This is a genomic window from Peribacillus butanolivorans (assembly GCF_001273755.1).
GTDB lineage: Bacteria > Bacillota > Bacilli > Bacillales > DSM-1321 > Peribacillus > Peribacillus butanolivorans.
This window is the reverse complement of the sequence record NZ_LGYA01000001.1, coordinates 1,562,174-1,587,005: the sequence shown is the minus strand read 5'-3', so window position 1 is coordinate 1,587,005 and position 24,832 is coordinate 1,562,174. Positions and strand designations below refer to the sequence as shown.

22 protein-coding genes and 1 pseudogene are annotated in these 24,832 nt (G+C 36.1%); 8 read left to right on the top strand and 15 right to left on the bottom strand.

Features of this window, described 5'->3' with window-relative positions:
- The first annotated feature begins 438 nt into the window (after positions 1–438).
- From AKG34_RS07590 to AKG34_RS07575, 4 genes are all read left to right on the top strand, one after another.
- Entirely contained in the window at positions 439–1,179 is a 741-nt protein-coding gene (locus AKG34_RS07590; protein ID WP_377443964.1) for a polysaccharide deacetylase family protein, read from the top strand.
- Positions 1,176–1,370, top strand: coding sequence for an NlpC/P60 family protein (locus AKG34_RS29585; protein ID WP_407946279.1), 195 nt, complete (start codon positions 1,176–1,178; stop codon positions 1,368–1,370). The genes AKG34_RS07590 and AKG34_RS29585 overlap by 4 nt, the downstream gene beginning before the upstream one ends.
- Positions 1,371–1,898: 528 nt before the next feature.
- Complete coding sequence (locus tag AKG34_RS07585) at positions 1,899–2,297, top strand: DoxX family protein (protein ID WP_053345524.1); 399 nt, start codon at positions 1,899–1,901, stop codon at positions 2,295–2,297.
- Between the two features lie 1,442 nt (positions 2,298–3,739).
- Positions 3,740–5,545 (top strand): laminin G domain-containing metallophosphoesterase family protein, encoded by a 1,806-nt coding sequence (locus AKG34_RS07575; RefSeq protein ID WP_236694883.1) that lies wholly within the window; start codon positions 3,740–3,742, stop codon positions 5,543–5,545.
- Positions 5,546–5,851: 306 nt separating this feature from the next.
- Here AKG34_RS07575 and AKG34_RS07570 read toward each other — a convergent pair whose 3' ends face one another.
- The 4 genes from AKG34_RS07570 to AKG34_RS07555 form a co-directional block, all read right to left on the bottom strand.
- The gene (locus AKG34_RS07570) at positions 5,852–6,976 is read right to left on the bottom strand and encodes an NADH-dependent flavin oxidoreductase (RefSeq protein ID WP_053345522.1); all 1,125 of its coding nucleotides are present in this window, start codon (positions 6,974–6,976) and stop codon (positions 5,852–5,854) included.
- Between the two features lie 128 nt (positions 6,977–7,104).
- The gene (gene trxA, locus AKG34_RS07565; protein ID WP_053345521.1) at positions 7,105–7,419 is read right to left on the bottom strand and encodes a thioredoxin; all 315 of its coding nucleotides are present in this window, start codon (positions 7,417–7,419) and stop codon (positions 7,105–7,107) included.
- A 57-nt stretch (positions 7,420–7,476) separates the two neighbouring features.
- Complete coding sequence (locus AKG34_RS07560; RefSeq protein WP_053345520.1) at positions 7,477–7,863, bottom strand: IDEAL domain-containing protein; 387 nt, start codon at positions 7,861–7,863, stop codon at positions 7,477–7,479.
- 103 nt (positions 7,864–7,966) lie between these two features.
- Positions 7,967–8,386 (bottom strand): RrF2 family transcriptional regulator, encoded by a 420-nt coding sequence (locus AKG34_RS07555; RefSeq protein WP_053345519.1) that lies wholly within the window; start codon positions 8,384–8,386, stop codon positions 7,967–7,969.
- Positions 8,387–8,626: 240 nt separating this feature from the next.
- Between AKG34_RS07555 and AKG34_RS07550 the strand changes: the two are divergent.
- Positions 8,627–9,254: pseudogene (locus AKG34_RS07550) on the top strand (MsnO8 family LLM class oxidoreductase); the annotation flags it as partial.
- A 593-nt stretch (positions 9,255–9,847) separates the two neighbouring features.
- Here AKG34_RS07550 and AKG34_RS07545 read toward each other — a convergent pair.
- On the bottom strand, positions 9,848–10,837 hold the full coding sequence (locus AKG34_RS07545) for a 2-hydroxyacid dehydrogenase (RefSeq protein WP_053345518.1): 990 nt from the start codon (positions 10,835–10,837) through the stop codon (positions 9,848–9,850).
- Positions 10,838–10,858: 21 nt separating this feature from the next.
- On the bottom strand, positions 10,859–12,157 hold the full coding sequence (locus AKG34_RS07540) for an MFS transporter (protein WP_053345517.1): 1,299 nt from the start codon (positions 12,155–12,157) through the stop codon (positions 10,859–10,861).
- Between the two features lie 837 nt (positions 12,158–12,994).
- Here AKG34_RS07540 and AKG34_RS07535 point away from each other — a divergent pair.
- A complete protein-coding gene (locus tag AKG34_RS07535; protein ID WP_053345516.1) occupies positions 12,995–13,756 on the top strand; it encodes a GTP cyclohydrolase II in 762 nt (253 codons plus the stop codon).
- A gap of 229 nt (positions 13,757–13,985) precedes the next feature.
- Here AKG34_RS07535 and AKG34_RS27885 read toward each other — a convergent pair whose 3' ends face one another.
- The 7 genes from AKG34_RS27885 to yneA form a co-directional block, all read right to left on the bottom strand.
- The gene (locus AKG34_RS27885; protein WP_161804908.1) at positions 13,986–14,144 is read right to left on the bottom strand and encodes a hypothetical protein; all 159 of its coding nucleotides are present in this window, start codon (positions 14,142–14,144) and stop codon (positions 13,986–13,988) included.
- 808 nt (positions 14,145–14,952) lie between these two features.
- Entirely contained in the window at positions 14,953–15,168 is a 216-nt protein-coding gene (locus AKG34_RS07525; protein ID WP_034312934.1) for a YneF family protein, read from the bottom strand.
- Positions 15,169–15,252: 84 nt separating this feature from the next.
- Positions 15,253–15,693 (bottom strand): sporulation inhibitor of replication protein SirA, encoded by a 441-nt coding sequence (gene sirA / locus AKG34_RS07520; RefSeq protein WP_053345514.1) that lies wholly within the window; start codon positions 15,691–15,693, stop codon positions 15,253–15,255.
- Positions 15,694–15,989: 296 nt separating this feature from the next.
- Positions 15,990–17,993, bottom strand: a complete 2,004-nt coding sequence (gene tkt / locus AKG34_RS07515) for a transketolase (RefSeq protein ID WP_053345513.1) — start codon at positions 17,991–17,993, stop codon at positions 15,990–15,992.
- 233 nt (positions 17,994–18,226) lie between these two features.
- Positions 18,227–18,460, bottom strand: coding sequence for a DUF896 domain-containing protein (locus tag AKG34_RS07510; protein ID WP_053345512.1), 234 nt, complete (start codon positions 18,458–18,460; stop codon positions 18,227–18,229).
- A 64-nt stretch (positions 18,461–18,524) separates the two neighbouring features.
- Positions 18,525–19,181: a YneB family resolvase-like protein gene (locus AKG34_RS07505; protein ID WP_053345511.1), complete on the bottom strand. Its 657-nt coding sequence runs from the start codon at positions 19,179–19,181 to the stop codon at positions 18,525–18,527.
- Between the two features lie 19 nt (positions 19,182–19,200).
- Complete coding sequence (yneA, locus tag AKG34_RS07500; RefSeq protein ID WP_053345510.1) at positions 19,201–19,512, bottom strand: cell division suppressor protein YneA; 312 nt, start codon at positions 19,510–19,512, stop codon at positions 19,201–19,203.
- Positions 19,513–19,667: 155 nt separating this feature from the next.
- On the opposite strand from yneA, the gene lexA reads away from it, so the two are divergent.
- Together lexA and AKG34_RS07490 are read left to right on the top strand one after the other, a co-directional pair.
- Positions 19,668–20,291, top strand: coding sequence for a transcriptional repressor LexA (gene lexA / locus AKG34_RS07495; RefSeq protein ID WP_053345509.1), 624 nt, complete (start codon positions 19,668–19,670; stop codon positions 20,289–20,291).
- Between the two features lie 839 nt (positions 20,292–21,130).
- Entirely contained in the window at positions 21,131–21,418 is a 288-nt protein-coding gene (locus AKG34_RS07490; protein WP_053345508.1) for a hypothetical protein, read from the top strand.
- A gap of 257 nt (positions 21,419–21,675) precedes the next feature.
- Here the strand turns inward: AKG34_RS07490 and AKG34_RS07485 are convergent, their stop codons facing one another.
- Both AKG34_RS07485 and AKG34_RS07480 read right to left on the bottom strand, forming a co-directional pair.
- Positions 21,676–23,208: an esterase/lipase family protein gene (locus AKG34_RS07485; RefSeq protein ID WP_236695000.1), complete on the bottom strand. Its 1,533-nt coding sequence runs from the start codon at positions 23,206–23,208 to the stop codon at positions 21,676–21,678.
- A 519-nt stretch (positions 23,209–23,727) separates the two neighbouring features.
- Positions 23,728–24,189, bottom strand: coding sequence for an NUDIX hydrolase (locus AKG34_RS07480; RefSeq protein ID WP_083450702.1), 462 nt, complete (start codon positions 24,187–24,189; stop codon positions 23,728–23,730).
- Positions 24,190–24,832: the final 643 nt, after the last annotated feature.

The following is a 24,832-nucleotide window of genomic DNA, read 5'->3' as shown; positions in this document are numbered from 1 at the left end:
CCAGTTTATCTCTTATTAATAATACTTCTTTCATTATATGCTTTTTGCTACCAGTCATTCTCCCCCTTTTTTTCGTGTTCCTCCTTCCAATTTCCACTTAGTAAATAATCACTTACGTAACATTTTCTATAACCATTAACATAAAAAAATAGGCAACCGCTTTGTAAGCTAAGGCCTATTTTTTTCTTTATAAGATATTACATACTTTCATGTCTCTATATCAAAATGGAAGACGATTCGAGGATTGTCACAATAAGAATACTGGGGATCCAGCTAAGATGGATGAATTTTCGGGTACAGAAATCATGAGACAATTGTTGTTTTCCCCTAATTTCTCTTTCCAAGAAGTAATTTGCTCAATTTAATAAAAAAAATTAATCTCCATATACTATGTCGTATATACATGTACAGGAGGGCATTATTTTGAGAACTTTATTTTTGGCTTTTTCAGTTTTCATCCTTTTTTACTTTTACGACTGTAATTACATTCAAGCTACAACCGCTAGTCGGGAGGTTTACGAAAAAACAGGAAATGTTATTTGGGAAGGGAATACCCAGGAGAAAATCGTTGCAATAACCTTTGATGATGGCCCTCATCCTTCATACACCCCTCAAATCCTTGATATACTGGCCAAATATAATGCTAAAGCAACGTTTTTTGTTTCTGGTAATAAAGTGAAAAGTTATCCCGATATTTTAGAGAGAGAAGTAAAAGAAGGTCATGAAATTGCTAATCACACTTATAATCATATTTATGACAAAAATATGAGTGCTGTTTTATTATCCTCTGAATTAGATCAAACAGATAAAGTGATTTGGGAAATTGCCAAATATAAACCTTCTCTATATCGTCCTGTAGGAGGCTTTCATAACGATTTAATCATTAATACAGCTGTTAAAAAAGGGTTTAAAGTTGTCCTTTGGTCCTGGAGCCAAGACCCACAAGACTGGAAAAGACCTGCAGCTAATACAATTTCGAATCATATTATTAAATCCTTACGAGCAGGTGACATCATTCTCTTGCATGATTGGACCGATCGTCCCCAAACTGTAAAAGCACTAGAAACAACTTTGGATTATTTATATAAAAATGGCTATGAATGTGTAACGGTATCTGACTTGCTATTTCGCTCAAATAATAGCTCACCCGGTTTATTTAGGACTTTCCCTGTTAAATAAGATCCTTTCGAATATGTGGTGCAGGTCGATTACCAGAAGATATTGAAAAAGGTCATTTTGATTGCAGTGGATTCATATATGCCATGCTCAGATCAAATGGTATCATGATAGGAATTACAGACACACTCGTTAAACAAGGTAAACGAGTACTAGAAAAGGGCTTAAAAGTTGGTGATCTAAATTTTCTTTGATTCTTATAAGAAGTTCTAATCAAACACCTTGGCTTTGTACTAATTAACCGTCTGAATTACTTCGATACTGTTGATAACGCTTTTTGTTTTTCTATTGCTTTTCATGATGCTGTTATAGTAACCCTTCTAAAGAAAGATCTAGAATACCATCAAGTTGAAAATGGTTGACAAAGTCTCCCCTCTATCCACTATCCTTTATTCTTTTTCATCGTTCCTGAACAATTCTTCCTACAACCTGTTTCGAGTATTTGGGACAACAAGTTTATGGTTTTATTTAATAATGACTAGTTAACGAATACAGCAAAAAAAGTGTGATAAAAGATTTTTCTAAATAGCCCCTTGAGTTCAGTACATAATATTATCGCGCTAAAATTATGTTTGACAAAAAGGTAATAAACTATTATCTTTAATTAAAGATAATTTAATTCGAGATAATATCCAAAGATTCGTTATTTATTAATGTAAATATTTTTTTCATATATATCTCGAATTAAAGATATCTAAAAATATTACCAGGAGGAATTAAATATGATTGGTATAGGTTTATTAGTAATACGGGTAGTAATTGGTTTATCGTTTGTAGGACACGGTGCACAAAAATTATTTGGCTGGTTTGGAGGTTATGGTTTAAAGGGCACCGGCGGCTGGTTTGATTCAATTGGTATGAAGCCGGGAGTTACAATGGCTCTATTTGCTGGTCTATCAGAGCTTATTGGTGGTGCTTTATTTGCTTTAGGTCTTTTTACACCGCTCGCAGGTATTTTAATTGCCCTTACAATGTTGGTTGCTATCGTTAAAGTTCACGGAGCAAATGGCTACTGGTCAACTCAAAATGGCTATGAATATAATCTTGCAATCCTTGCCGTTGCGATTGGTGTAGCGATTACAGGAGCTGGCCAATACTCACTTGATGCCCTTTTATTTTAGCTTCTATTAAAGTTTTAAGTAAATGTAAAGGTAAGATAACGACAAGATACTGTCATCAGAAAAGCCTTACCGATAAAATGTTTCCTAATAAGTACAGGTATTAGATGGAAAAATAAAAGAGCATCGTATATTCGATGCTCTTTTTAACTAGTTAAAATGTATATAGTTTAAGAGTAATTTTGTTACCGTAAATGGTCACAAAGTATAGCTAGATTAAATGAGACCGGTAAAATCAACAACATAATTGATTATAAAGGGATTTCCAAAATTCATAATGATTCACATCAACAATCTGAAATACTTTTGGCGATAATGATTTTATACAAAATACGTGTTGTCTATTAGTTCCTACTTCAACCCAAAGTACAATCGTAATTTCCTTCTGGGGAATAGGGGTTGATACTTACAGATATACGATTTACTTTTCTTTTAAATGATTGTAATAAGCTTCATTTATTTCAACTTTCGTTCCTGGTTTGAATGGCTGCATCCAGTCATCTCCTCCTCTTCATTTAATTTGTTTAGTGATTACAAACAGATCATTCATTGATTATGCAATACACTACTCTATGGCCTTTTTGTATTTAACCATTCTTCTTTTTCTCGAACGTGTACTATGTATCACAATCTTTTCAATAATTTCTAGAAAAGTGTCATTCGCTAACTGTACTATTGGACTACCCTCGACTTCCTCTCTTAATGGATCAATAATGTTGCAAACCAATTCGTTTAGATACGACATTACGCTTGTTACCTGAAGCAGAAAAAATAACCAATTGTTATTTTGCTTTTTTTGTACATTATATTAGCAATTATGATTAAGAGGATTTGCAAATTTATATAACAATGAATACCTTTTTTCATTAAAGAAGTTGAACGATTAAGAGTATAGAAATTGTAAGGATATAGGAATTAAGCAGCAAATCCATAATTCATTGAACTTCTAGGCTATGCACTATTTATTCTTTACTATAAGAAAACGGAGTGGGGGAATAACCCGCTCCCTGTTTTTGCTTCTAATTATTTTTATTTATATCCCTGAATGATAGATGGCAGTTTGGTGCATCTTAGCCATTAAACTTACTTATTTTATAATAAAAAATTAAATCAAATACTAATTTGACTTCTTATATTTTTCTTCCAAAGCTGCAAATAAATTTGATATTAAATTTCTCTATATTTCTTTATAATTCCTTGTCTCCTTTGGCTTTCTTCTCATCACCTGTCTTTATTAATCCTTTAGTTTTCATCATGCATTATTTTATTCATTCCATCTAATAAGTTATAAAGAGCTAAGTGGACTATCACAGATGGATGCAAAAAGCAGAGCCTTCTGAACCAGCTTTTGTTTTTTACAAAACCTTTACTTATTTTCATGAAAGAATAAATCTATAATTGATATCCTTTATTATGTTATAAAAATTTAACGAGGTGAATGTTTTATGAGAATGAAAAAAGCATTTATTGGTTTATCGCTTTTTTGTATGATTGTTCCTGGTTTTGCTAATTCGGCAGCTGCCTCAAATTCTGTTGCTGAAAAAGATCGAAGTAATATCGTGGCAGATTGGAAATTTTCGAAACAACATGTGAAAAGCGGTTCAATCGATAAAGGCAATTTAATTATTGAAGATGCAAGTAAACAAGGAAATGATTTAGAGTTAGTAACGATTGGAGATCAAGCCTCGCCAGAATTAAAAAATATGATTAAATGGTCTGAAGAAGATTATCATAATCAAGAAAAAGTTGATAGCTTGCAATTCGCTAATTACAAAAATGCCCCTTCAGGAAGATATTTCAAAACAATAAAGGAAGCACCTATTAATAAGGAGCAATTTGATAAAGGATTTACAATCGAGGCTGTAATTAAATTACCAAATAATTTTGAAGACCGTTTACATAGCTGGATGGGAATTTTAACAAGACAAGGGCAGGCTGCTGATCTTAATAAAGTGGAAGGCGAGAAAGAAATCCTTACTACATTATCTATATCTAGTGATAAAGAAATTCAATGGACAAGTCATCCCTCTAATCTAAACTATAATGTGGGAAACTGGTCTCGTTCTTTAAATGCTGATGAATGGTATCATTTGGCGGTTGTTAATGACGGTAAAACGACCACTTTAACTGTAAATGGCATTAGTGATTATGGAAAGTCAGAAAAGGTAGTAGGCATTGCAACTATAGAAGGTAAAGGCTGGAATATCGGGGCATCTGAGTGGGGAAATGAATTAGATGCACTATTTGCAGGTAACATCCAAGAAATACGAATTGCTAATGAGGCTTTGACTGAAAAAGAATGGCTTGTTCAAGATGCTCGAGAAGACGAACCATTCAAAGGAACAAACGATAGAATTCCATTTCTAACAAACAAAAATAATTATAATTTTCTATTTGTCCCAGATACGCAAAAATATTCTAGCCAGAATCCAGAGATATTTAATAGCCAAATGAATTGGATTGCAAAAAACACTAAGAAGAACAATATTGTAATGAACACATTTGTTGGAGACATTGTCGATAGTAATTCAAAAGTGCAATGGCAGAATTCCCTTAGAGCCATTTCCTATATAGATAATAAAGAAATTCCTTATATGATGGCTGCAGGGAATCATGACTATGCTGACGGAGATCCATTCTTAACATATTATGGACCGCAACGTTTTGCGAATAAAAAATACTATAAGGGCTCTTCTGATTCGGGATATGGCTCTTATGCAATTGTTAAAGCAGGAAGCTATGAATACTTAGTCTTAATAGTTGATATGAAAAATCTTCAAAAAGACTTGCAATGGTCAAAAGATGTTTTAAATCAACATAAAGATAAACCGACTATTATCGTTTCTCATGATATTATTTATCCTGAGGTTGAAAATAATAAAACTGTTGCCGTTGAGTCGTCTAACGGCCGACTGATCTGGGATGAACTTATAAAGGATTACAACCAAGTGTTTATGACGGTTAATGGACATTATTTTGGGATAGCACACCAAGTCAAACAAAACGCAGCGGGGAACGATGTCATTCAAATGCTAGTCAATTATCAAGCAAATTACCGAGGAGGAAATGGCTGGCTGAGACTTGTAGAATTCGATGAAAAGAAAAACAAAATGTTTTTCCGTACTTACTCGCCTTTTGTAGATGAAATGCCAAAGAAAGAAAAAACCTATATCGATTATAAATATTTAACAGATGAAAACAATCTATTTGAATTAGATTTCCATTTTAAAGAGAGATTTAATTTCAATTAATCAAATATGAGATAACTCATAAGAACTAACTTCCCTAGTAATCGTATAGCCTATATTTATTTCCTACCGCTATAACATCAGCCTGAAGATATTGTTTGTTTTGAGTTATCCTTATTTTTATATTAATTCTAATTTTTTGTCCACACTATACTTTTTGGTACAATTTCAATAATGTATTAGGGATAATTTCTGTATAAAAAATCCCTACTCTCATCTGGTTTTCCGCTAAACAAAAAGGCTGTCGTGTATTTACGACAGCCTTTTTGTTTAGCTATATGAATTGGTAACTCGGTATACCACTATGCTTTATTCAACACCTGGAAACCATCCTGGAGAATTGATAATCACTTGCCATAATGGATCTGGAATATCAAGTTGCTGCTGATTATTCTTGTTTATTTTAGTAACGATTTCTGTTTCTCTGCCTTGCTCCACTTTTTGAACCCAATCAGGATCAATAATGAGTTCACGGGCTAATGCGATTAAAGGAACACCTGCTTCAAGAGCTTTGATCGCATCATCTGCTGTATAGATGGAACCAACACCTATGACAGGAACTCGATCCCCTACACGATCTTTTATGATTTCTATTCGAGGACGGTTAGCCTCGGCTCCTCGTCTAGCTGTTGACCAGAAATCCATTAATGAAACATGAAGATAATCAAGATCTTTTTTTGCGAGGGCATCTATTAATACCAGTGTATCATCCATAGTGATTCCAGGTGTTTCTGGCTCCTCTGGTGAAAAGCGATATCCTACAATGAACGGCTTTTTGGCATGTTTAGCAACTGCCTTTTTCACTTCATCTACAACCGCTATTGGAAAAGTTAGACGTTTTTCTAGACTTCCACCCCACATGTCTTCTCGACGGTTAGAATGCGGTGAAAAGAATTGCTGAAGTAAGTATCCATTGGCACCATGAATTTCGACACCATCAAAACCTGCTTCAATAGCACGTCGAGTGGTTTCTCCAAAATCAGTAATAATCGATTTAATTTCTGTTTCAGATAGTGGACGTGGAACAGGTTTACCATCGCCTTGTGAAGGAATATTACTGGCACTTACAACATCTCCATTTGGTACTAATTCAGGTGGAACCTCGCGGCCGCCATGGAAAATTTGTAAAATTGCTTTTGCCCCTTTCGCTTTAATCGCTGAAGCTAAGCGTCGTAAGCTCGGAATCAAATCATCCCGATCACCGCCAAATTCACCATGAAATCCTTTACCATTTGCCGTGACATAGGTACATGCTGTAATAACCATACCCACGCCGCTTGACCTGCGTTCATAATAGGTAATTTCGGCATCGGTAACTGTACCGTCAGGATTCGAAGAGAAGTTTGTCATTGGTGCCATAACCAATCGATTCTTTAAATGTACCTCTTTTCCTAAATTAAACGATTCAAATAATGGTGTAAATTTAGAATTCATTAGTTGTATTCCTCCATTTTAATTATGTTATCTCATCATGTGACAGGCATTGGTTAAGATTGGCTATATTTTTTTCTTGTGCAGTGGAATGAACAGATCCAGGTAATAACTTGTATATCAGAATCAAATTATGCATGCTTTGCAATTAATTCTGTTAAAGCTTCTTTAGGCTGATAGCCTACTACCTGATCCACTATTTCTCCATCTTTGAAAAGAATAAGTGCTGGAATACCCATGACTCCATACTTTCTTGTAGTATCTGCATTTTCATCTACATTAAGCTTAACAATCTTAACTTGATCACCCATTTCAACATCGATATCATTAAGCACTGGCGCAATCATTTTACAAGGTCCGCACCAAGGAGCCCAAAAATCAACTAACACTAAACCTTCTTTAATTTCACTAGCAAAAATTTGATCTGTTACATGCATTATTGACATAATCATTTCCCCCTCTAATATTATCCATTAAAATATCAATCTATATTTTTAATTACTTTATCTATTTACATCCAGATTTCCAATCCTATTTCCTGGGATAAGAAACTCAGATTTTCTAGTATTCATTTTTGGATGTTTTTTAATAGATGCTAATTTTTCGGACAATTCCATAAACCACGCCTCATCTTTTGAAAGTAAGGCCAAATCAATTAATGTTAAAAGATGAGCTTCGTTACTAATTGATAAATCGGGAAGCTTTTCAGTCCATTTACTTGGAATCCAAATCGATTTTCCAACCGCTTTTTCATTGTCACTTTCCACCACATTCACTTTTACAATTTCTCGATTAGAGTTAACTATTTCAACAAAGCCGTGGATAAGTTCTCCTTCTCTGGACCTTCCCTGTACCCAATCCCCATTTTCAAATCGAATTTTATCGGCCATCTCTATAAATACCCCCCTTAAATGTTTAGTCACAGTTCAATTTAAAAGTTAAACTGTAAAAATAAAATATACAGTAAGCATAAAAGAAAAAACTAAATCAATATCAAGGACATTGTTTAATTTTTTCCAAAAAAGTGCTAAGGGTAATTTTCTCTAAATATTTTTCAAAATATAATTCAGCTTCATCGAAAATTTCATCCATAACCATCTGGGTATTAGACGATATAACACATTTTTTCTTCGGATCACCTGTACACCAATTTGGTTTCAGGGTTCCATGTGAGACTGCAATATAAATATCAGCCAAACTTATCTCTTGAGGGTTACAGTCAAGAATATAGCCGCCGCCCACACCTTCTTTTGTCTTAACAAATCCATTAATTCGTAAGCAACTCATCATTTTACGTATTCTAGCTGAGTTTGTACAAACGTTTTCTGCGATAGACTCACTGCTGGCCATATGATCTGGTAAATATGCTAAATAGATTAAACTATGCACAGCTATTGTAAAATCACTATTCACTTTTTTCGCATCCTCCTCAAGAAGATTACTGTAATCTTAATATTTACAGTTAACTATGTCAACTAAAAAACTCACTAATGGTTATCTATGTCAGGCCTAACTTTATTTTAGTAAATCGTTTTATTTCGAAACAACAAAAACAGCTGTTAGAATGTATTTTATGTTTTGGAGGGATTGTGTGAGTAACAACCTTCCATCCTCCGTAACATCAAGTTTTTTTATAGAAAGAAGTTGAATTTATTGAGTGACTCTAATAGTATTCGTTCGATACGAATAAAAGATATTCCCTTTCATGCTTGATCTTTCTCCCATTGTACTTGGAGGAAAACCTGCTCAATCTTTAAGAAATACACTTAATCTTGCAAGACATGTTGAGAACTTAGGGTATAATCGTTTTGGTTGGCTGAACATCATAATATGCCCCTTATCGCTAGTACCGCTACATCAGTAATGATTGAACATGCAGCAGCAGGTACTTCAAAGATTCATGTAGGTTCAGGAGGAATTATGCTCCCGAACCATGCTCCATTAGTTATTGCAGAACAATTTGGAACGCTCGAATCCTTGTTTCCTGGTCGAATTGATTTGGGACTTGGCGAGCTCCTGGTACTGATCAACGTACTGCATATGCTATAAGACGTGTCCGTCAAAGTAATGGTCAAGAGTTTCCAGAACAACAGCGTATTTTAATCCAGCTTTAGCTTCTGAAAAAATGTATGTAAAAGCTATACCGGGAAATGGCTTAAACATTCCGATTTGGTTATTTGGCTCTAGCGGCTTCAGTGCGCAACTAGCTGGGATGCTTGGATTGCCTTTTGCGTTTGCAAGCCATTTTTCCCCTGAAGGAACACTCCCTGATTTAGAGATATAAGCTTTTTTCTCAATATCCGCAACTATTACGAATAACTAATGATGGAATTAGAGAATTTGTCTACTACGTATTTCATTCTTTTCATTGATCATCTCCTTCGAAATCTACTATGTTATTATTGAGAATAATGCTTGATCCAACAGACAAACCTACTCTTATTAATTTCATTTAATCAATGATTAATATTGCCCTCATGCAAAAAAAATACACCATTAATAAATCATGGTGTATAAGCAAATATCTTCTTTTAATGCTTTACTACAATTATTTACCTACTAGAATAGTTTAGTAGCTGAATTTACTACAATTATTTACCTACTAGAATAGTTTAGTAGCTGAAGGTTCCTCTGTCCAATCAGAAAAAATCATTATAACATCATCTAAAGTCTTCTCATTATTTGCTGATTTATCGATTTTTTTCAAGATGGACTAATTTGTTCCAACATTCGAGAAACTTAGAATAATAGTTTTTTTCTCATTAATCATTACCGTGATCCTTACATGTAATAAGAGCCGGGAAGATCGTTAAATGGTGTGAGAGATACCTGTGAGGACATCTCCTATTTCCATATTGGTGCCTTGCACCAATTTTACTCTTTAAGTGGCCGAAGTCCTTTCAATTCAGGAACGACATTCACTATCTCCCTTCCTGTAACCGCTGCTACAAGGTTCTTCGCCGCTAGCATAGCCATATCATATCGTGTTTGATGAGTAGCTGAACCTATATGCGGAAGAGTTACCACGTTTGGCATGGTTAAGAGCGGATTGTCAGGGGCTACGGGTTCCTGATCAAATACATCCAAACCGGCTGCAAGGATTTCCTTATTTTGCAGTGCTTCGATGAGGGCCTTTTCGTCCACCGTCTGGCCGCGAGATGTATTAATAAAGATTGCAGATTTTTTCATCAGTGCAAATTGCTCCCGTCCCATAAGCTTCTTCGTCTCAGGGGTATAAGGGACCATTAAAAGAACGAAATCTGATTCCCGCAAAAGGTGCTCTAGAGAGGTATAGGTTGCACCTACCGTTTCCTCTACTTCTGGTTTTCTTCGCCGGTTATGATACAAAATCTCCATGTTAAAACCGAATTTCCCTCGTCTTGCAATAGATTCTCCAATCCTACCCATACCTATGATGCCCAATGTTTTTCCATGAACATCAACGCCAAAGAGGGGTTCATCACCTTTACTTCCCCACTTGCCGTCCTTTACAAGCTTGTCCAGTTCCGGAAGGCGGCGAGCTGCTGAGAGCATTAAGGCTAAAGCTAAATCGGCCACGGTTTCATCGAGCACATCCGGTGTATTCGTACCGATTACGTTTCTCTTTTTCATTGCCTCTAGATCATAGTTGTTATAGCCTACTGAGATATTACTGACAGCCTTTAGGTTTGGTGCATGGTCCAGAAATTCATCATCAATTTTTTCCCCGGTGATGAGCAGTCCGTCAGCATCGGAAATTTGCTTTAACAGCTGGCTTCGGGTAATCGGTTCAGGGCCATTCCATTTTTCCCACTGGCAATACTGCGAAATATATGCTTCCACCTCAGCCGGTACTGGTCTTGCTATATACACTTTTGGAATCAATTTATGTCCTCCTTCGTTACACTATTCTTGAATAGGATGTTTTACAATAAACCAATAACAGATTGCGGCGCATCCGGCGATTAAACCGCCAGATATAAAGGCAAGGGAGTAAGATCCAGTTGCATCCACAATCATGCCTGCCACAACGGGGGAAAAGGCTCCACCAAAATAACCGCCAAAATTCTGAATGGCACCTACAGAAGCAACCATAGAAGGAGGGGCAATGTCACCAGCAAGTGCCCACGCACTACCTGTAATGGCAGAAATAAAACAAAGAGCAAGGGTCAGTAATGTTAAGGTAATAGCGAGTCCTTTGACAAGCGGAACGGCACATACAACAATAGCGGCCGAGATGGCACATATACTAATTAACGCACGCTTTGCTTTAATAGGTGTAGTAATTCCCTTGTCCACCCATTTTTTAGTAAGATATCCTCCGAAAATATTGCCAAAGATTCCGCCAAGCCAAGGGATACCAGCATAAATACCCATTTCTTTTAGTGAGACATGATGGACATCGAACAAATATAGGGGCAGGAAGACAAGGAAAATATTCCAGATCCAGATGGTACAGAAGAAGCCCAGAATCATTCCCCATACACTTCGATATTTAAATAACGAACCCCATTTGATTTTTGATGATTGAATGCCTTGCTCCACTCCACCTCCTTCCGACTTAATGTATTCAAATTCCTCCTTGGAAAGTTTTTGACTTTTTTCAGGATTTTTATAAAAAATCACAAAACCGATCGCGAATATAATGCCGATCACACCAGTTATATAAAACAATGCTCTCCACCCAAAAGTCACCATAATGAAAACGAGCAGTGGCGGTGCAATGGCTGGGCCCCATTTGGACGAAGAATCCCAAATTCCAGTTGCCAAGCCTCGTTCCTTTTTAGGGAACCAATACGATGTGATCTTAGCCATCGTCGGAAAACAAGGTGCTTCACCTACTCCAAGTAAAATCCGTGCAGCAATAAATGAACTCATTTTATGAACAGCTCCCGTTAAAATGGTCGCACCACTCCACCAAATAAGCGCAATTGTATACACCTTTTTGGTACCGAACCGATCGATCAGCCAGCCGGAAGGAAGCTGCATTAATGCATAACTCCAAGAAAAAAAGGTTCCCAATAACCCGATTTCGGTTACGCTTAGTCCGAGTTCTTTCATCATTTCGGGAGCTGCAATGGAGAGGTTAGCCCGATCTAGGTAGTTTATTATTCCTCCGATCAATAACCAGATGACGACGGTCCAGCGAAATTTCCGGCCAATATTTAATGGCTTTTCTTGCTTTGTTTCTATTCCTGCTTCCATACCTTATCCCTCCTTGTTATTTAAAACGCCATAATTGGCAGCGCTTCCAAAATAAGAAAAAGCCAGAGTTAACGCTTGGATAATATGTATATACAAGGAGGTTTTTGTTTTATAATATAAAACCGGGTTTTGGAATTGCAGCAAAAAATAAACGAATAATTCTTTTTATTCTGTAAAATATCGTATTATGCTAATGGATGATTGTCAATCTTTATTCTTATTTTTAGGATTATATTCCCAGAAAAGATTTTATATCCATGGGGAATTGATCGCCCATTTTTTCTTTAAGTGATAATTGATCATAAACAAACTAAAATCACACAATCCATTTCACCTCTAGATACTTTCTCTAATACCGGTAGGGCATAGCCTGGATAAGAAAAAGGCATGATTAGAGCATATCCCGTAAGGGAAACTGTCAAGGAAATGTCTTAAATAGGATCCTTCACTCCGCGCAAAAGTCGGAAGGATTCAAAGCTCAAAGAAGATCATCTCTCTCTAATTGTAAAAGAGTTACCATATTAAATCCATGGATGTATTATTATTCCGAAATAAGGATTCATGTAAAATTAAACTACATGTCTGAACACGTAGCATAGGTGTTCTTTCTATTTCTCAGCCCCTTGGTTTTATTTCAGCTTGAGATAATGCCTATATGCTCAAACAATTCGGAAAGAAAGCATCCAAAAACCTTTTAAACGGTTAGATTATTCTTTCCTGCCTCTTATTAAAACAAAAGATTCACAAAAGAATGGATTGGGTACAATATGAACAGAACTGTTAAGCGTAGTATAAATTGCCTAAAATAATATTTTGAAGCATCAGGAGGAAGTTTATATGATTAATGAAAAAGTGGCTTTGATATTAGAAGGTAAAATTAACGTTATTAAAAGTGGTGAAAAATCCATTTATTTAGTAGGCCCTATCAAATTACCCGTTAACTTAGAGGGAGAAACAACCATATTCCAATGGTATTGCTGGTTACGTTGTGAGAATATGGCAGGTCATTTTTGTGATGACGGCTCTTATAATACGGAAAAGATCATTGAAACTTTGGCCTCTTCCAATTTAGCGGAAATGCAGCAATCCAGTGTGTTACTGTATGGAGATTTTCAGCATTCTGCCGATGCCCTTATCCGTATGCATAGTATTTGCCATACTGGCGATATTTTTGGCAGCAAACGGTGTGATTGTGGATTTCAATTAAAGCAGGCTATGAAAATGATTGCGGCTCAAGGAACCGGTGCTTTATTTTATTTAGCGAATCACGAAGGAAGAGGCATCGGCTTATTTAGTAAAGCCATGGCTTATGTTCTGCAAGAAAATGGATTGGATACGGTGGAAGCGAATTTGGAGCTCGGGTTTGTTGATGATGCCCGTAACTATGATGACGCCATTCGAGTGTTAAAAAAACTGCGGTCCAATCCAGTGACTCTTATCACCAACAATCCGAGAAAATTAGCAGCCCTTCAAAAGTCAGGTGCCAATGTTGCAGGGAGAGTTCCGTTATGGGGAGATATCTCCGAGTATAATGAAAAATATTTAGAAACTAAAGTCGTACGTTCCGGTCATTTAAAAGATGTATATCTAAATGAGTGACTGATTTTTATATGAAATTGGCTGTACTAATGAATGGCAAAACCGTTTCAAATCCCCTTGATGTATATGTCATTGTGAATGTTTACCGAATTGTTGGAAACAGAGTCTAGCAATGAAGGCCGTACTTAATATTTCTCGTGCAAAGATCGAAAATGGGATTGGAATCAGTCCCATAAAAATTGTAGCAAATCGTGAAAATTGCAGAGATTCCTTGTCATTATTATCTTTATTAAAAATGGGATTGCCGACCAAATTGTTGAAACTGCAACTGTCCCAAAGACAGCAGCGTTTCTTCTGTTAGCAAGATGTTTTGAAAAACGATTGAAGCATTCATCCCAATCAAGGCTGCAATGATACCAATGGTAATTACAAGGAAACCCGCATACATTCTTGCTTTCTTAGCCTTACCATCATCTTGTGTTGAAGCTATTGCCTGGATAATATTTTGAGTTGAAAAGATGAAACCGATATTAGCTATAGTCCAAATTAGGAACTAGCTTTCTTCAGTGTGAATGGCAGGGCTCAAGCGAGACTGCCCCCACCTGACTAGAGGTTTAAGACCGTGTTTTTTCATTTTGCGGATTAATGTCGTATAGAAACACCCATTACCTTGCAGCCTTGCGAATACTCCCTTCCCGCTGAATCATACTCTCATTTAGCTTTTTCTCCACAGACCTAAATAAGTTTCTTTAGGCATCTCAGCATTGAAACCCTTCAACAATTTCCGTGGTACTTTTGGAGCTTCAACCTTTGTCGCAACGTTTACCTTTATATATTCCTCTCGCTCACACCAACTCAAAAATTTCTTAATCATCTTAAACATAGAAACGATACACTGAGTTTGTAACCTGCTTTTTGTTTCACCCTTACATATGCCTTTAAGTCATGTGTAGTTATACTTTCTAATTCAGTAATAGCTCTATCATTGAGGTAATTCTTCAACTGTTTATTCTCCTGCTTTTTGTTCTTCAAGATTTTCTCGGTAAACCCTTTCTTGGCATAATCCACGAACAACACAAAAAAACCCCTCTCTCTGGTTTAGTTTAAGTCAGAGAAAGAGGTTTCGAATTAGTCTGATAAAAGATAAAGCAAAAACAATAGCCATTTATGATGAAAGTTTCACTCTATAAGGTAGTTTATGATTTGCTTATCTTATAATTGCTATCAATCAATTGATAAACCCTAAAGCTAAAGGTTTACTTTGTTTGTTGTTTATTCATGGCGCTCATCATTTGATTAATTTTCTTTTGGGATGGTTTCATACCCATTTGCATCATCATCATTTTCAACATTTGTTCGTTAATTGGCGGATTTTTCTTTAAGTAATCCATCATGTATTTACGAGCGATGAAAAATCCCAGCACTACTCCAGCAATCAATGCCAGTACGCCAACTAGAATGTAAACCCACATACTATTTCCTCCTTCATGTTGTCTAACATCAGTGTACTAGACCAAAGGTTATTATACAATACCCGCTACTGAAAAGTCCCCCATTTAGACAAATTTTCTTTCTTTTATCGGTTTTAACCAACCATATTTTTCGTGTTCAAAATCAATGGCCAGAAAACTCGCTTCATATTTGCGAATACATTCAAAGAACGCTGTCTCGGCTTCATAGTCTCCATCAGCTTTAAGGGTAATAGAATCATCATGGATGATTAATACTGCTTTGCTTGATCCACTCGTTTTTTCTAGATAGTATTTTCCATTCTGAGACCAAAAATTCATCTTTTTTTGCAAACGCTGTTCAATGGCTACCTGCAATTGGATAATAGGGACTGTCTTGGTGACAAATTCGATTTGTTTTTGCAAAATACTCTTCAGTCTGCCCCTTGCTTGAATATACTCCAAAAACAAATTGAAAAATAGCTTTTCTCTTCCATAATAATGATGGGCAAATTCATCTTCGATTAAAAAAATTTGATAGGTTCTCATTAGCCAATGCCTCCTAGCATTCCTATTTTGGAAACCAGAACATTTTTATTTTTCGATAACCCGCCATTATTTTCTATATTATAATGGCTACTCCCCTTTAATTGACATATTTAAACGAAAATTATTTATTCTCATTATATATTGACAAACCAACAAGATATGTTGTTTGCTGGAGAAATATTTTTCTTTTTTTGTCGAATAGAAGATTTACCGTAAATAATGGGCACTTTCAACATGCTTTAAGAAGATTCGATAAAAAAACTGACACCAAACTAGTTTGGTGTCAGTTCCGAATTTTATTTAAACATTTCTTTTACACGAGCAACTACATTTTCTACAGTGAATCCGAACTCTTGCATGATCTTACCACCTGGTGCAGAGGCACCGAAATGATTAATTGCCAAGATTTCGCCTTCATCGCCAGTATAACGATCCCAACCAAACGGTGAAGCCACTTCGATTGCTAGACGTTTCTTAACAGCCGGGTTGATTACACTTTGTTTATATTCTTTAGATTGAGTTTCGAAGCGATCCCATGATGGCATGCTGATAACAGAAACTTCAATTCCTTCTGCTGCTAATGCTTTCTGTGCTTCAACAGCCAGGTTTACTTCAGAGCCAGTCGCAAGAAGTAATGCATCCGCTTCATCTTTATTAGAAGCAGATATAATGTAAGCCCCTTTTGAAACACCTTCATAAGCAGTTTCAGAAGTGTTTTTTATCGTTGGCAATCCTTGACGTGTTAGAACAAGGGCAGTCGGTTTATTAGTTGACTCCATCGCCACTTTCCAAGCTGCTGCTGTTTCATTACCATCAGCCGGACGGATTACCCCAAGGTTCGGCATTGCCCGCAATGAAGCTAATTGTTCAATAGGCTCATGTGTCGGTCCGTCTTCCCCTACAGCAATACTGTCATGAGTAAATACATACGTAACAGGAAGACCCATCAACGCTGCCATACGTATAGCCGGGCGTAAATAATCAGAGAATACGAAGAAAGTTCCGCCATACACTTTTAAACCACCATGAAGGGTCATCCCATTCAAAGCTGCTCCCATAGCGAATTCACGAACACCGAACCAAATGTTACGTCCACTATAATTACCCGGTAATAGATCTGTCTCACCTTTAATGGCTGTATTATTAGATCCGGCTAAATCTGCTGAACCACCAATAAAGCTAGGAACCTTTTTGGCAATCGCATTTAGGACTTCTCCACTTGAAGCTCGGGAAGCTAATGTTTTTCCTTCTTCGTAGACCGGAATTTCCTGGTCCCACTCAAGAGGTAATTCACCTTTTATAGCCAGCTCTAATTGTTCAGCTAACTCAGGATGTGCTTCTTTGTAATTTTTAAACAGTTCGTTCCAAGCTTCTTCTTTTTTACTGCCTGCTTCGACGCAAGCTTCATTAAAGTGGGAGTACACTTCTTCAGGAACATAGAAATCCTCTTCAAATGTCCATTTGTATGCTTCCTTAGTCAGTTTCAACTCATCTGCACCAAGCGGCGCACCGTGAACAGCAGACTTACCAGAACGGTTTGGTGAACCATAACCGATTACGGTTTTCACTTCTATTAATGTTGGGCGAGCATCGTCAGTCTTTGCTTCTTCAATTGCTTTCGCAATTTCCTGAAGATCGTTTCCATCTTCTACGCGCAGATATTGCCAGCCATACGATTTGAAACGGTTAGCTACACTTTCACTAAATGATTGGCTTAAATCGCCGTCAAGTGAAATATCGTTTGAATCATATAAAACAACAAGTCTTCCAAGCTGAAGATGTCCAGCTAATGAAGCGGCTTCTGCAGATACGCCTTCCATTAAATCTCCATCTCCACAAATGCTATATGTATAATGATCAACCACATTAAAAGAATCACGGTTGTAACTTTCAGCCAAGTGACGTTCTGCCATCGCCATCCCTACTGCCATTGCAATCCCTTGTCCTAGTGGTCCTGTGGTCGCATCAACTCCAGCTGTATGACCGAACTCCGGATGTCCAGGAGTTTTGCTGCCCCATTGGCGGAAATTCTTCAAATCATCGATGGATAAGCCATACCCTGACAAATGAAGAAGACTGTATAACAGCATAGATCCATGACCAGCTGAAAGAACAAAACGGTCTCTATTAAACCAATCAGGGTTTTTAGGGTTATGATTCATATATTCAGTCCAAAGTTTATACGCCATCGGGGCTGCACCCATTGGCATTCCCGGATGACCAGAATTAGCCTTTTCAATTGCATCAATCGATAATGTACGAATTGTATTGATAGAAAGTGCATCTAATTTATCTAACATATTGTAAAACATCCCTTCCTGTAATGTACCTCTTTATATTATAGTGACCTGCTTAATATCACAACTAAAATCACTAAATCCTTCCCCAATATTTCAATTTTCTAGTAACTAGAGAAGTCCACTATTTAGGTTAAGCTAAAAAGGAGAATACATACATGAATGCATTCTCCTTTTAATTCTAAAGACCATAAGAAGGCCAGCCAATGAAAAGTTCCATCAGATAGCCCCATTCATTAATGTAAGTTTCTTTTTTCCTTTATATTTTTAATCTTTTGAGGTGTGACATCATTTCCTTCCGGATCAACAACTTTCACATGTTCCAGCGTATCGGACATAGAACGTCTGAATGTTTCCAAGTACTCACTTCTCAATTGGGTTTGCTCTTTAGCCTCAACTTCTGTTAAGCCTTCTGCCTTAGCCTTTTTAGAAAGTTCATTAATACGGGCTAGTTTTTCTTTTGATAGCATAATTTCGCTCCTTCTAATGTACGGATATTGACATGGTATTAAAAAAAAAGCGAAATTACAAGTTCTATGATTGAGTTTCAGGTGTATTCTGTTGATATTCTAGAAAGCGCCTGTGAACTGTAGCTTTGGATACATTATAGCCAAAGCCCCTTAACGTGGCTGCGATTTCTGCAAACGTCAATCCATTTACCCGAAGTTTAACAATTTCTTCAATAGGTATCTCCTTACGGTCTCTTCCAGTAGAATTCCTCTGGTTTTGAAGGTTTTTTTGAGGGCGATACCCCTTTTCCACTGCTCGTAACATCCCGCGTTTAATTTTTAAATTATGTAGTTTCCTTTGATATTCTTCTACAATGCCGACTATTTGGATAACCATAGCATCTGAATCCGATAGCTCAAGTTCCCCATCATGGGAAAGTGTATAGATTTTAACGCCTTCTTTAAGAACAACATGAAACAGAGCAATTTTTGCATTTCCTCTGCCTAGTCTCGTTTCGTCTTGAATTAATAGAACTTCAGCCTCTTTAGTTTTAAATAGATCCAGCATGTCAAAAATACCATCACGGTTTAATTCGTAACCGCTTGCTTGCTCTTTTATAATAGATACTACTTCTATATCCATTTTCTCAGCTAATTTGACTAATTCATCTTCCTGCCTAGCTAACGATGTTTCCTGCGACTCTTTTTCCGTACTTACTCTACAATAGATTACTGCTTTCATAATACCCTACCTTTACTACTTACTGCTGACTGGCCAAATTCTGAACAAGTTTTTCATTTTTAACCGGAATGACAATGACTTGACCAGGTTTTATTGAATCTGCACTGACTTCGTTGTGCTCTTCTATCCAACCAATGAATTCTTTTTTTGTCAAATCAGCTTCTTCATATTTTTCTGCAATCTCCCATAAGGTATCACCTTCATTTACTTCTATTGAAAGAAAATTATTATTTTGATTTTTGTCTAATGTGCAGGAGAATAAAATAGAAAAGATAAATACTGATCCCGCTAATAGAATCGTATAAATATAATTTTTGTACAACTTTTTCATAAATATCCCTCCAAAGCGAATGTTCGTTCGTATCTTATACCCAGATTATAGTACGAACGTTTGTTTCAGTCAACAACAAAATTCGAACTTATGTTTGTATAGAAATAGGGGCCATGCTATAATAAAGCAAAGAACTTTGGAGAAGAGGTGCACATATGACTAAACTATCAAAACGGCAGCAAGATATTCTTGATTTCATTAAAGAAGAGGTTCGCCAAAAAGGGTATCCACCTTCCGTAAGAGAGATTGGCGAAGCAGTGGGACTTGCATCAAGTTCAACGGTCCATGGACATTTATCTCGTTTGGAAAGTAAAGGACTAATCAGACGTGATCCTACTAAGCCGAGGGCCATTGAAATCTTAAACATAGAGGAAGCTAACACTATACCTAAGACTAATGTCGTTAACGTGCCGTTGCTTGGGAAAGTAACAGCAGGCATGCCGATAACCGCCATTGAGAACATAGAAGAATACTTCCCGCTTCCCGAAAGTATGGTTCCTCATGATGATCATGTATTCATGCTCGAAATCATGGGAGAAAGTATGATTGAAGCAGGAATTCATGATGGAGATTATGTCATCGTGAAACAACAGAGCAATGCCAATAATGGAGATATCGTAGTAGCCATGACTGAAGATGATGAAGCCACGGTAAAACGATTCTTTAAGGAACCGGATTACATACGGCTTCAGCCTGAAAATTCAAATATGGAACCAATTATTTTAAGAGGTGTCACGATACTTGGAAAAGTAATAGGCTTGTATAGACAAATACACTAAAAGCGCTAACTGCGCTTTTTTTTGTTTGTCTAATTTATGTCCCATATTCCTTCAATATGCATATGGAAGACTATGTTTTTGTGAATTTTTTATTTTTTAGTAGAAATCGTTTTTAATAGGTGTATCTACTTTTTATCTTTAATCTATCAAGCGATCTTTGACTTCATATTTCAGTTAACAGTACCTATGTATTAAAAAGGCAAAATACCTCGTTTATAATTTCGATCTTTCAGTACGGATGAAAGTGCTTAAGGAAAGTTTTTACTCATAAAACCAAATTAAAGAGAGAGTAACCAAATCTTGCTCCCCACTCATTTTTTTACTGCTCTCCTACTTCTACTGTAGTTAAACGTTTAATATCTGTTTCGTAAAAGGTGTATCGGGCAATCTTTAAATCTATAAGAGTAAAGACAGTGAAAAAGGATGATTTATGAGATAATTGAACGTTTTGTAGGTGAACTAGCTCAAGTAAACGGGGAAAGGAAAGACTGTCCAGAAACTCACTTCCGAAATATACTCAAGTCGGAGACGTATTAACTTTTGAAGGTATTACTATCGAGGTATCCTAGGAAGAACAATATAAATAAAGAAAAGAAATGGATGGATTAATGGAAGAACTTTGGGATGACTTACATCAAAAAAAACATTGAATCCACCATTATGTAATGGATTCAATGTTTTTTATTTTGAACCATGAAAAACCCTCAAACCAAGTCAAATCAAGAGCATTTAAACATTCCTCTTAATCGGTCTAAATCTTAAGGTATAAATACTTTATTGATGGTAAAAATTAATTAAATAAACCTTCCTTTACTTTCTCGTGAAAGTGGTGTTATTATTTGGATTTCCCAACCATCCATACAAACTTTTGGGATGCAGTAATAGCCATCCCAACTATCATAATCTTGACTCAAATTTTGAAGATCATGTTTCATATCCCTCCAAAATTCATACCTACAATTGCTATAGTTCTAGGTTTAATCATTTCCATTTTCATTAGCCATCGTCATCACTTTATAGCAGGCATTTTCATGGGCTGGTTCTATGGTTACGCAAGCATAGGCAATTATGCTGCGCTCAAAACTGCCATTTTGTCATATAGAGACTCTAATCAAAATAAGGATTAAGTAAACAGCGGTTTGCAGCTTTTTCTGCAGATGCAAATATTCTTAAACCTTATTCTCCTCTTGAATTCAAGTTTAGCCTACATAGTTAATTCCTAAAAATACACACATCGAATTGTTTTATTAACAAATTTACCTAAGTGGTAATCTTTAAATAAAATAAAGAGAGCCTTATTGCTTCTGCCTAACGCTCTTCTCCCTGTATCCCCTAAACAAGATGCCCTCTCAATAAAGAGAAGGCTATTTCCTAATTTTTTTATTTATTTTTCAATATAGACTGAGCGAATCAAAGTACGAGTTCTTTCAGTACCATCTATATTTTTTTCTTTTACATCAATCGTTATATTATAAACACCTGATTTAGGCACTTCTGGAAAGGCACCCGAAAAATTCTCTGTATCAATTTCCTTTATTGAGCTATTTTTAGCAATTTCATTTCCATCTTCATCAATAAGATGAACAGTAAAGGTGGTGCTAGTTGACTTATATTTATTTTTCATCGGAGTCTTTATTAAGAATTTTGCATCCTTTTGTTTTACTTTCCCGGACATACTTAATGTAATGGGATCCCTTTCATTAAATTGTGCTGTTAACAGGAATGCATCTTTTGGTGACTTTGTCTTCATTCGTACCTTCCAGTTTCCAACTTCAAGGCTATTTCTTTTAAATGTTTGGATAGTTGCACCAGAAAAAAAGGATGATTTATTCTCAGTAGAGTTTACTTGTAAGGAGGGTAAATACGTTTGATCAGATGGAGAAATTAATTCCACCTCTACATCATCTGAGGCTGTGTATATCGTTACATTACCAGAGGTTGGTTCATTAACATTGAAGGTTTGCTTGATCCAGGCATGTTGTTGCAGCATTCCTCCATGAACTGTTTGAGAAATATCAGTTTTGATAATCTCATCTTGAACTTGTAGTGTTGAATTAGTATTTAAACTTGGAACTCCAGCAATTGAATCACTTCTTAAGTATGGTTCAATTCTTGAAAAGACAGCAGAACCTATGCGTATGTTGTCGTGATCTAAGTTTGGATCAGTAAATAAATGGGAAGCATAAGGTAATTTTGCACTCCATACATTTACTAGACCATCATTTTCTCCATAAGAAGATAAATATTGTCCTCCCATTGATAAAGCGGAAAGAGCTGGACCTCTATTCATTCCTGTAGCGGTGTAATACTTATTTTTTCGAGAGTTTACATGGTTATCTGTGACTGAACGAAATTCTTCCATTTTTCCTACTTGCAAAGAGTATGTTCCATCATCTTTTTGACCAAGCAACGAACCCAGCCAACCCGCATACCAGCTATAAGCTAAATCAGCTAAGTTAGAACCATGATGAGGAGAAGCCAGAGTGATAACCCTTCCGACATAAAGATGTGCTCCATAGTGAACAAGGGCTGCTTGAGTGTCTGGCCCTCCCTTACTATGAGCTATAATATTAACTTTTTTTCCCCCAAAATGGTTACTGATTTCAGCAAGTTGTGATGCTAATAGCCTACCATTAGTATATTGGCTTACTGAACCATTTCCGGCCGCATCATAGAGCTGAACAAAAACAGTTTGGTAACCCGCTTCATATGCTTTTGTATACATATCATTGACACCATGATATTCCGTTTCTCCGTACCAGCTAGTTGAACTACCATTTTTCCCTTGAACAAATACGATTGGTGGTTTATTTACATCTAGATTAGGCGGGATATCTCCTAGAAACCAATCCCCTGGTGTGAAAGTTTCAGATGGCGGCTTTAATTTTCCTGCCGAGGTAATGTCTGGCTTAACCATAACTAATATTGTTGAAATGAGGACTAGAAAAACGATATATTTAATTAAATTTCTTTTCAATTATTATCTCCTCCTAAACCTCTTTTTGAATTTTCCGAATATCCAAAACCTCCTTTTACCATTTTACAAGTCTTTATTAAGTGTATATTTGTGCTTTAGCAATCTATTACCTGCAATCTTTCTAAAAATGAGTGAAAAAAACTAGAGATATTTCAACAAGGTAGAGATAAAGTATGACTAGTATATCTATATCTTATTAATAAACATAGGTCCATCTCATTTAAGAGGAACTCTCATAAATAAAATCTCGTAAAATCTGTAGCAGGTGCACTTCGGCCAATTTTTGGTTCAAAAAAAGGGTTACAACATTTTTATCGGCATTAGGATGAGAAAACAAAAAGCCAACATTATAAAATGTCGACTCAATCAATACAACCCCATAATAGGAAAGTCAATAATGTTTATGCTGACCTTATCATTTTTCATATTAAACTTATCAAAGCTCTAGTTTAATGATATCTAATTAGCATCATGTATCATCTTACCATCCATATAGGTGAAGATATGAACCCCTTCCTTTTCCAATAATACTGGCAGGTAGTGAGGTATTTTCTCTGGAATACCAAGGTTTTGAGAGTCGAGTATCCAGTCAATTGACTTCCAATCTAAAATACCTTCTCGCATTTTCTTTGGTGTCTCATAGACATGACTGCTATCTAACTCACCTAAAAAAACATGAAGCCCATCGATTACACCCTCTGAAGTTTCCCATGTTATTGTACCTTGTGAGAAAAAATCTTCTAAGTGTATACCAGTTTCTTCCTCTACTTCACGCAGAGCAGCTTCCTCTGGTGATTCTCCTCTTTCAATTTTTCCTCCCACACCGTTCCAAACTCCCATAATTGGCGCTTTTTCTCTATTAAGCATGAGCAATTTACTCCCTTGCTTAATAAAACAAACTGTATATTTGAACGACCTCATAATCCAACACCTCTAATAGAATATATTACTTTAAATTATTAATTAGATTATTCTTAAATCACTGCATTATCAGCTTACTAACTTTCTTTGTGGCATCATCCCATTATCGAACAAAAAAGCCAACATTAATTAGATTGACCTATACTGATTCTTATTTTGTTCTTCTAGTTAGATCGTATATTTGCCTATTTTCAGAATAAGATTTCTTCATAAAAAAAGCCATTTGTTTTGTATTTTCCCCAAAGGCTTTTTTTTTCACAACTTCAACTTTTCTTTTGCTTAGGAGTAGTGAATTCCCGATAGTATAGAAGTTTTCTATGTTTTGTCGAATTAATTTCCATACAAAGGATAGGGTGACAGCATTTCAAATTCTTCACTTCAAATATAGCACACAACTATTGAACAGAAGCAGATAGGACAATAAGCAAAGAACCTGCGCTAGAGGGTTTAACATTTTATACGTTTTATATACATATTACCTTCTTTAATTGTTACTATATTAGGTAAATATCTCCGCTGGACAGTTACAATTGCACATCCGAATGTATCCAAAAGATTAAAGTCACTTTCTTAGAGAAGATTATTAAATTGAAATTAGGGTATTATTATCGATGATTAGACATGAAATTCAGGATGATTTGCC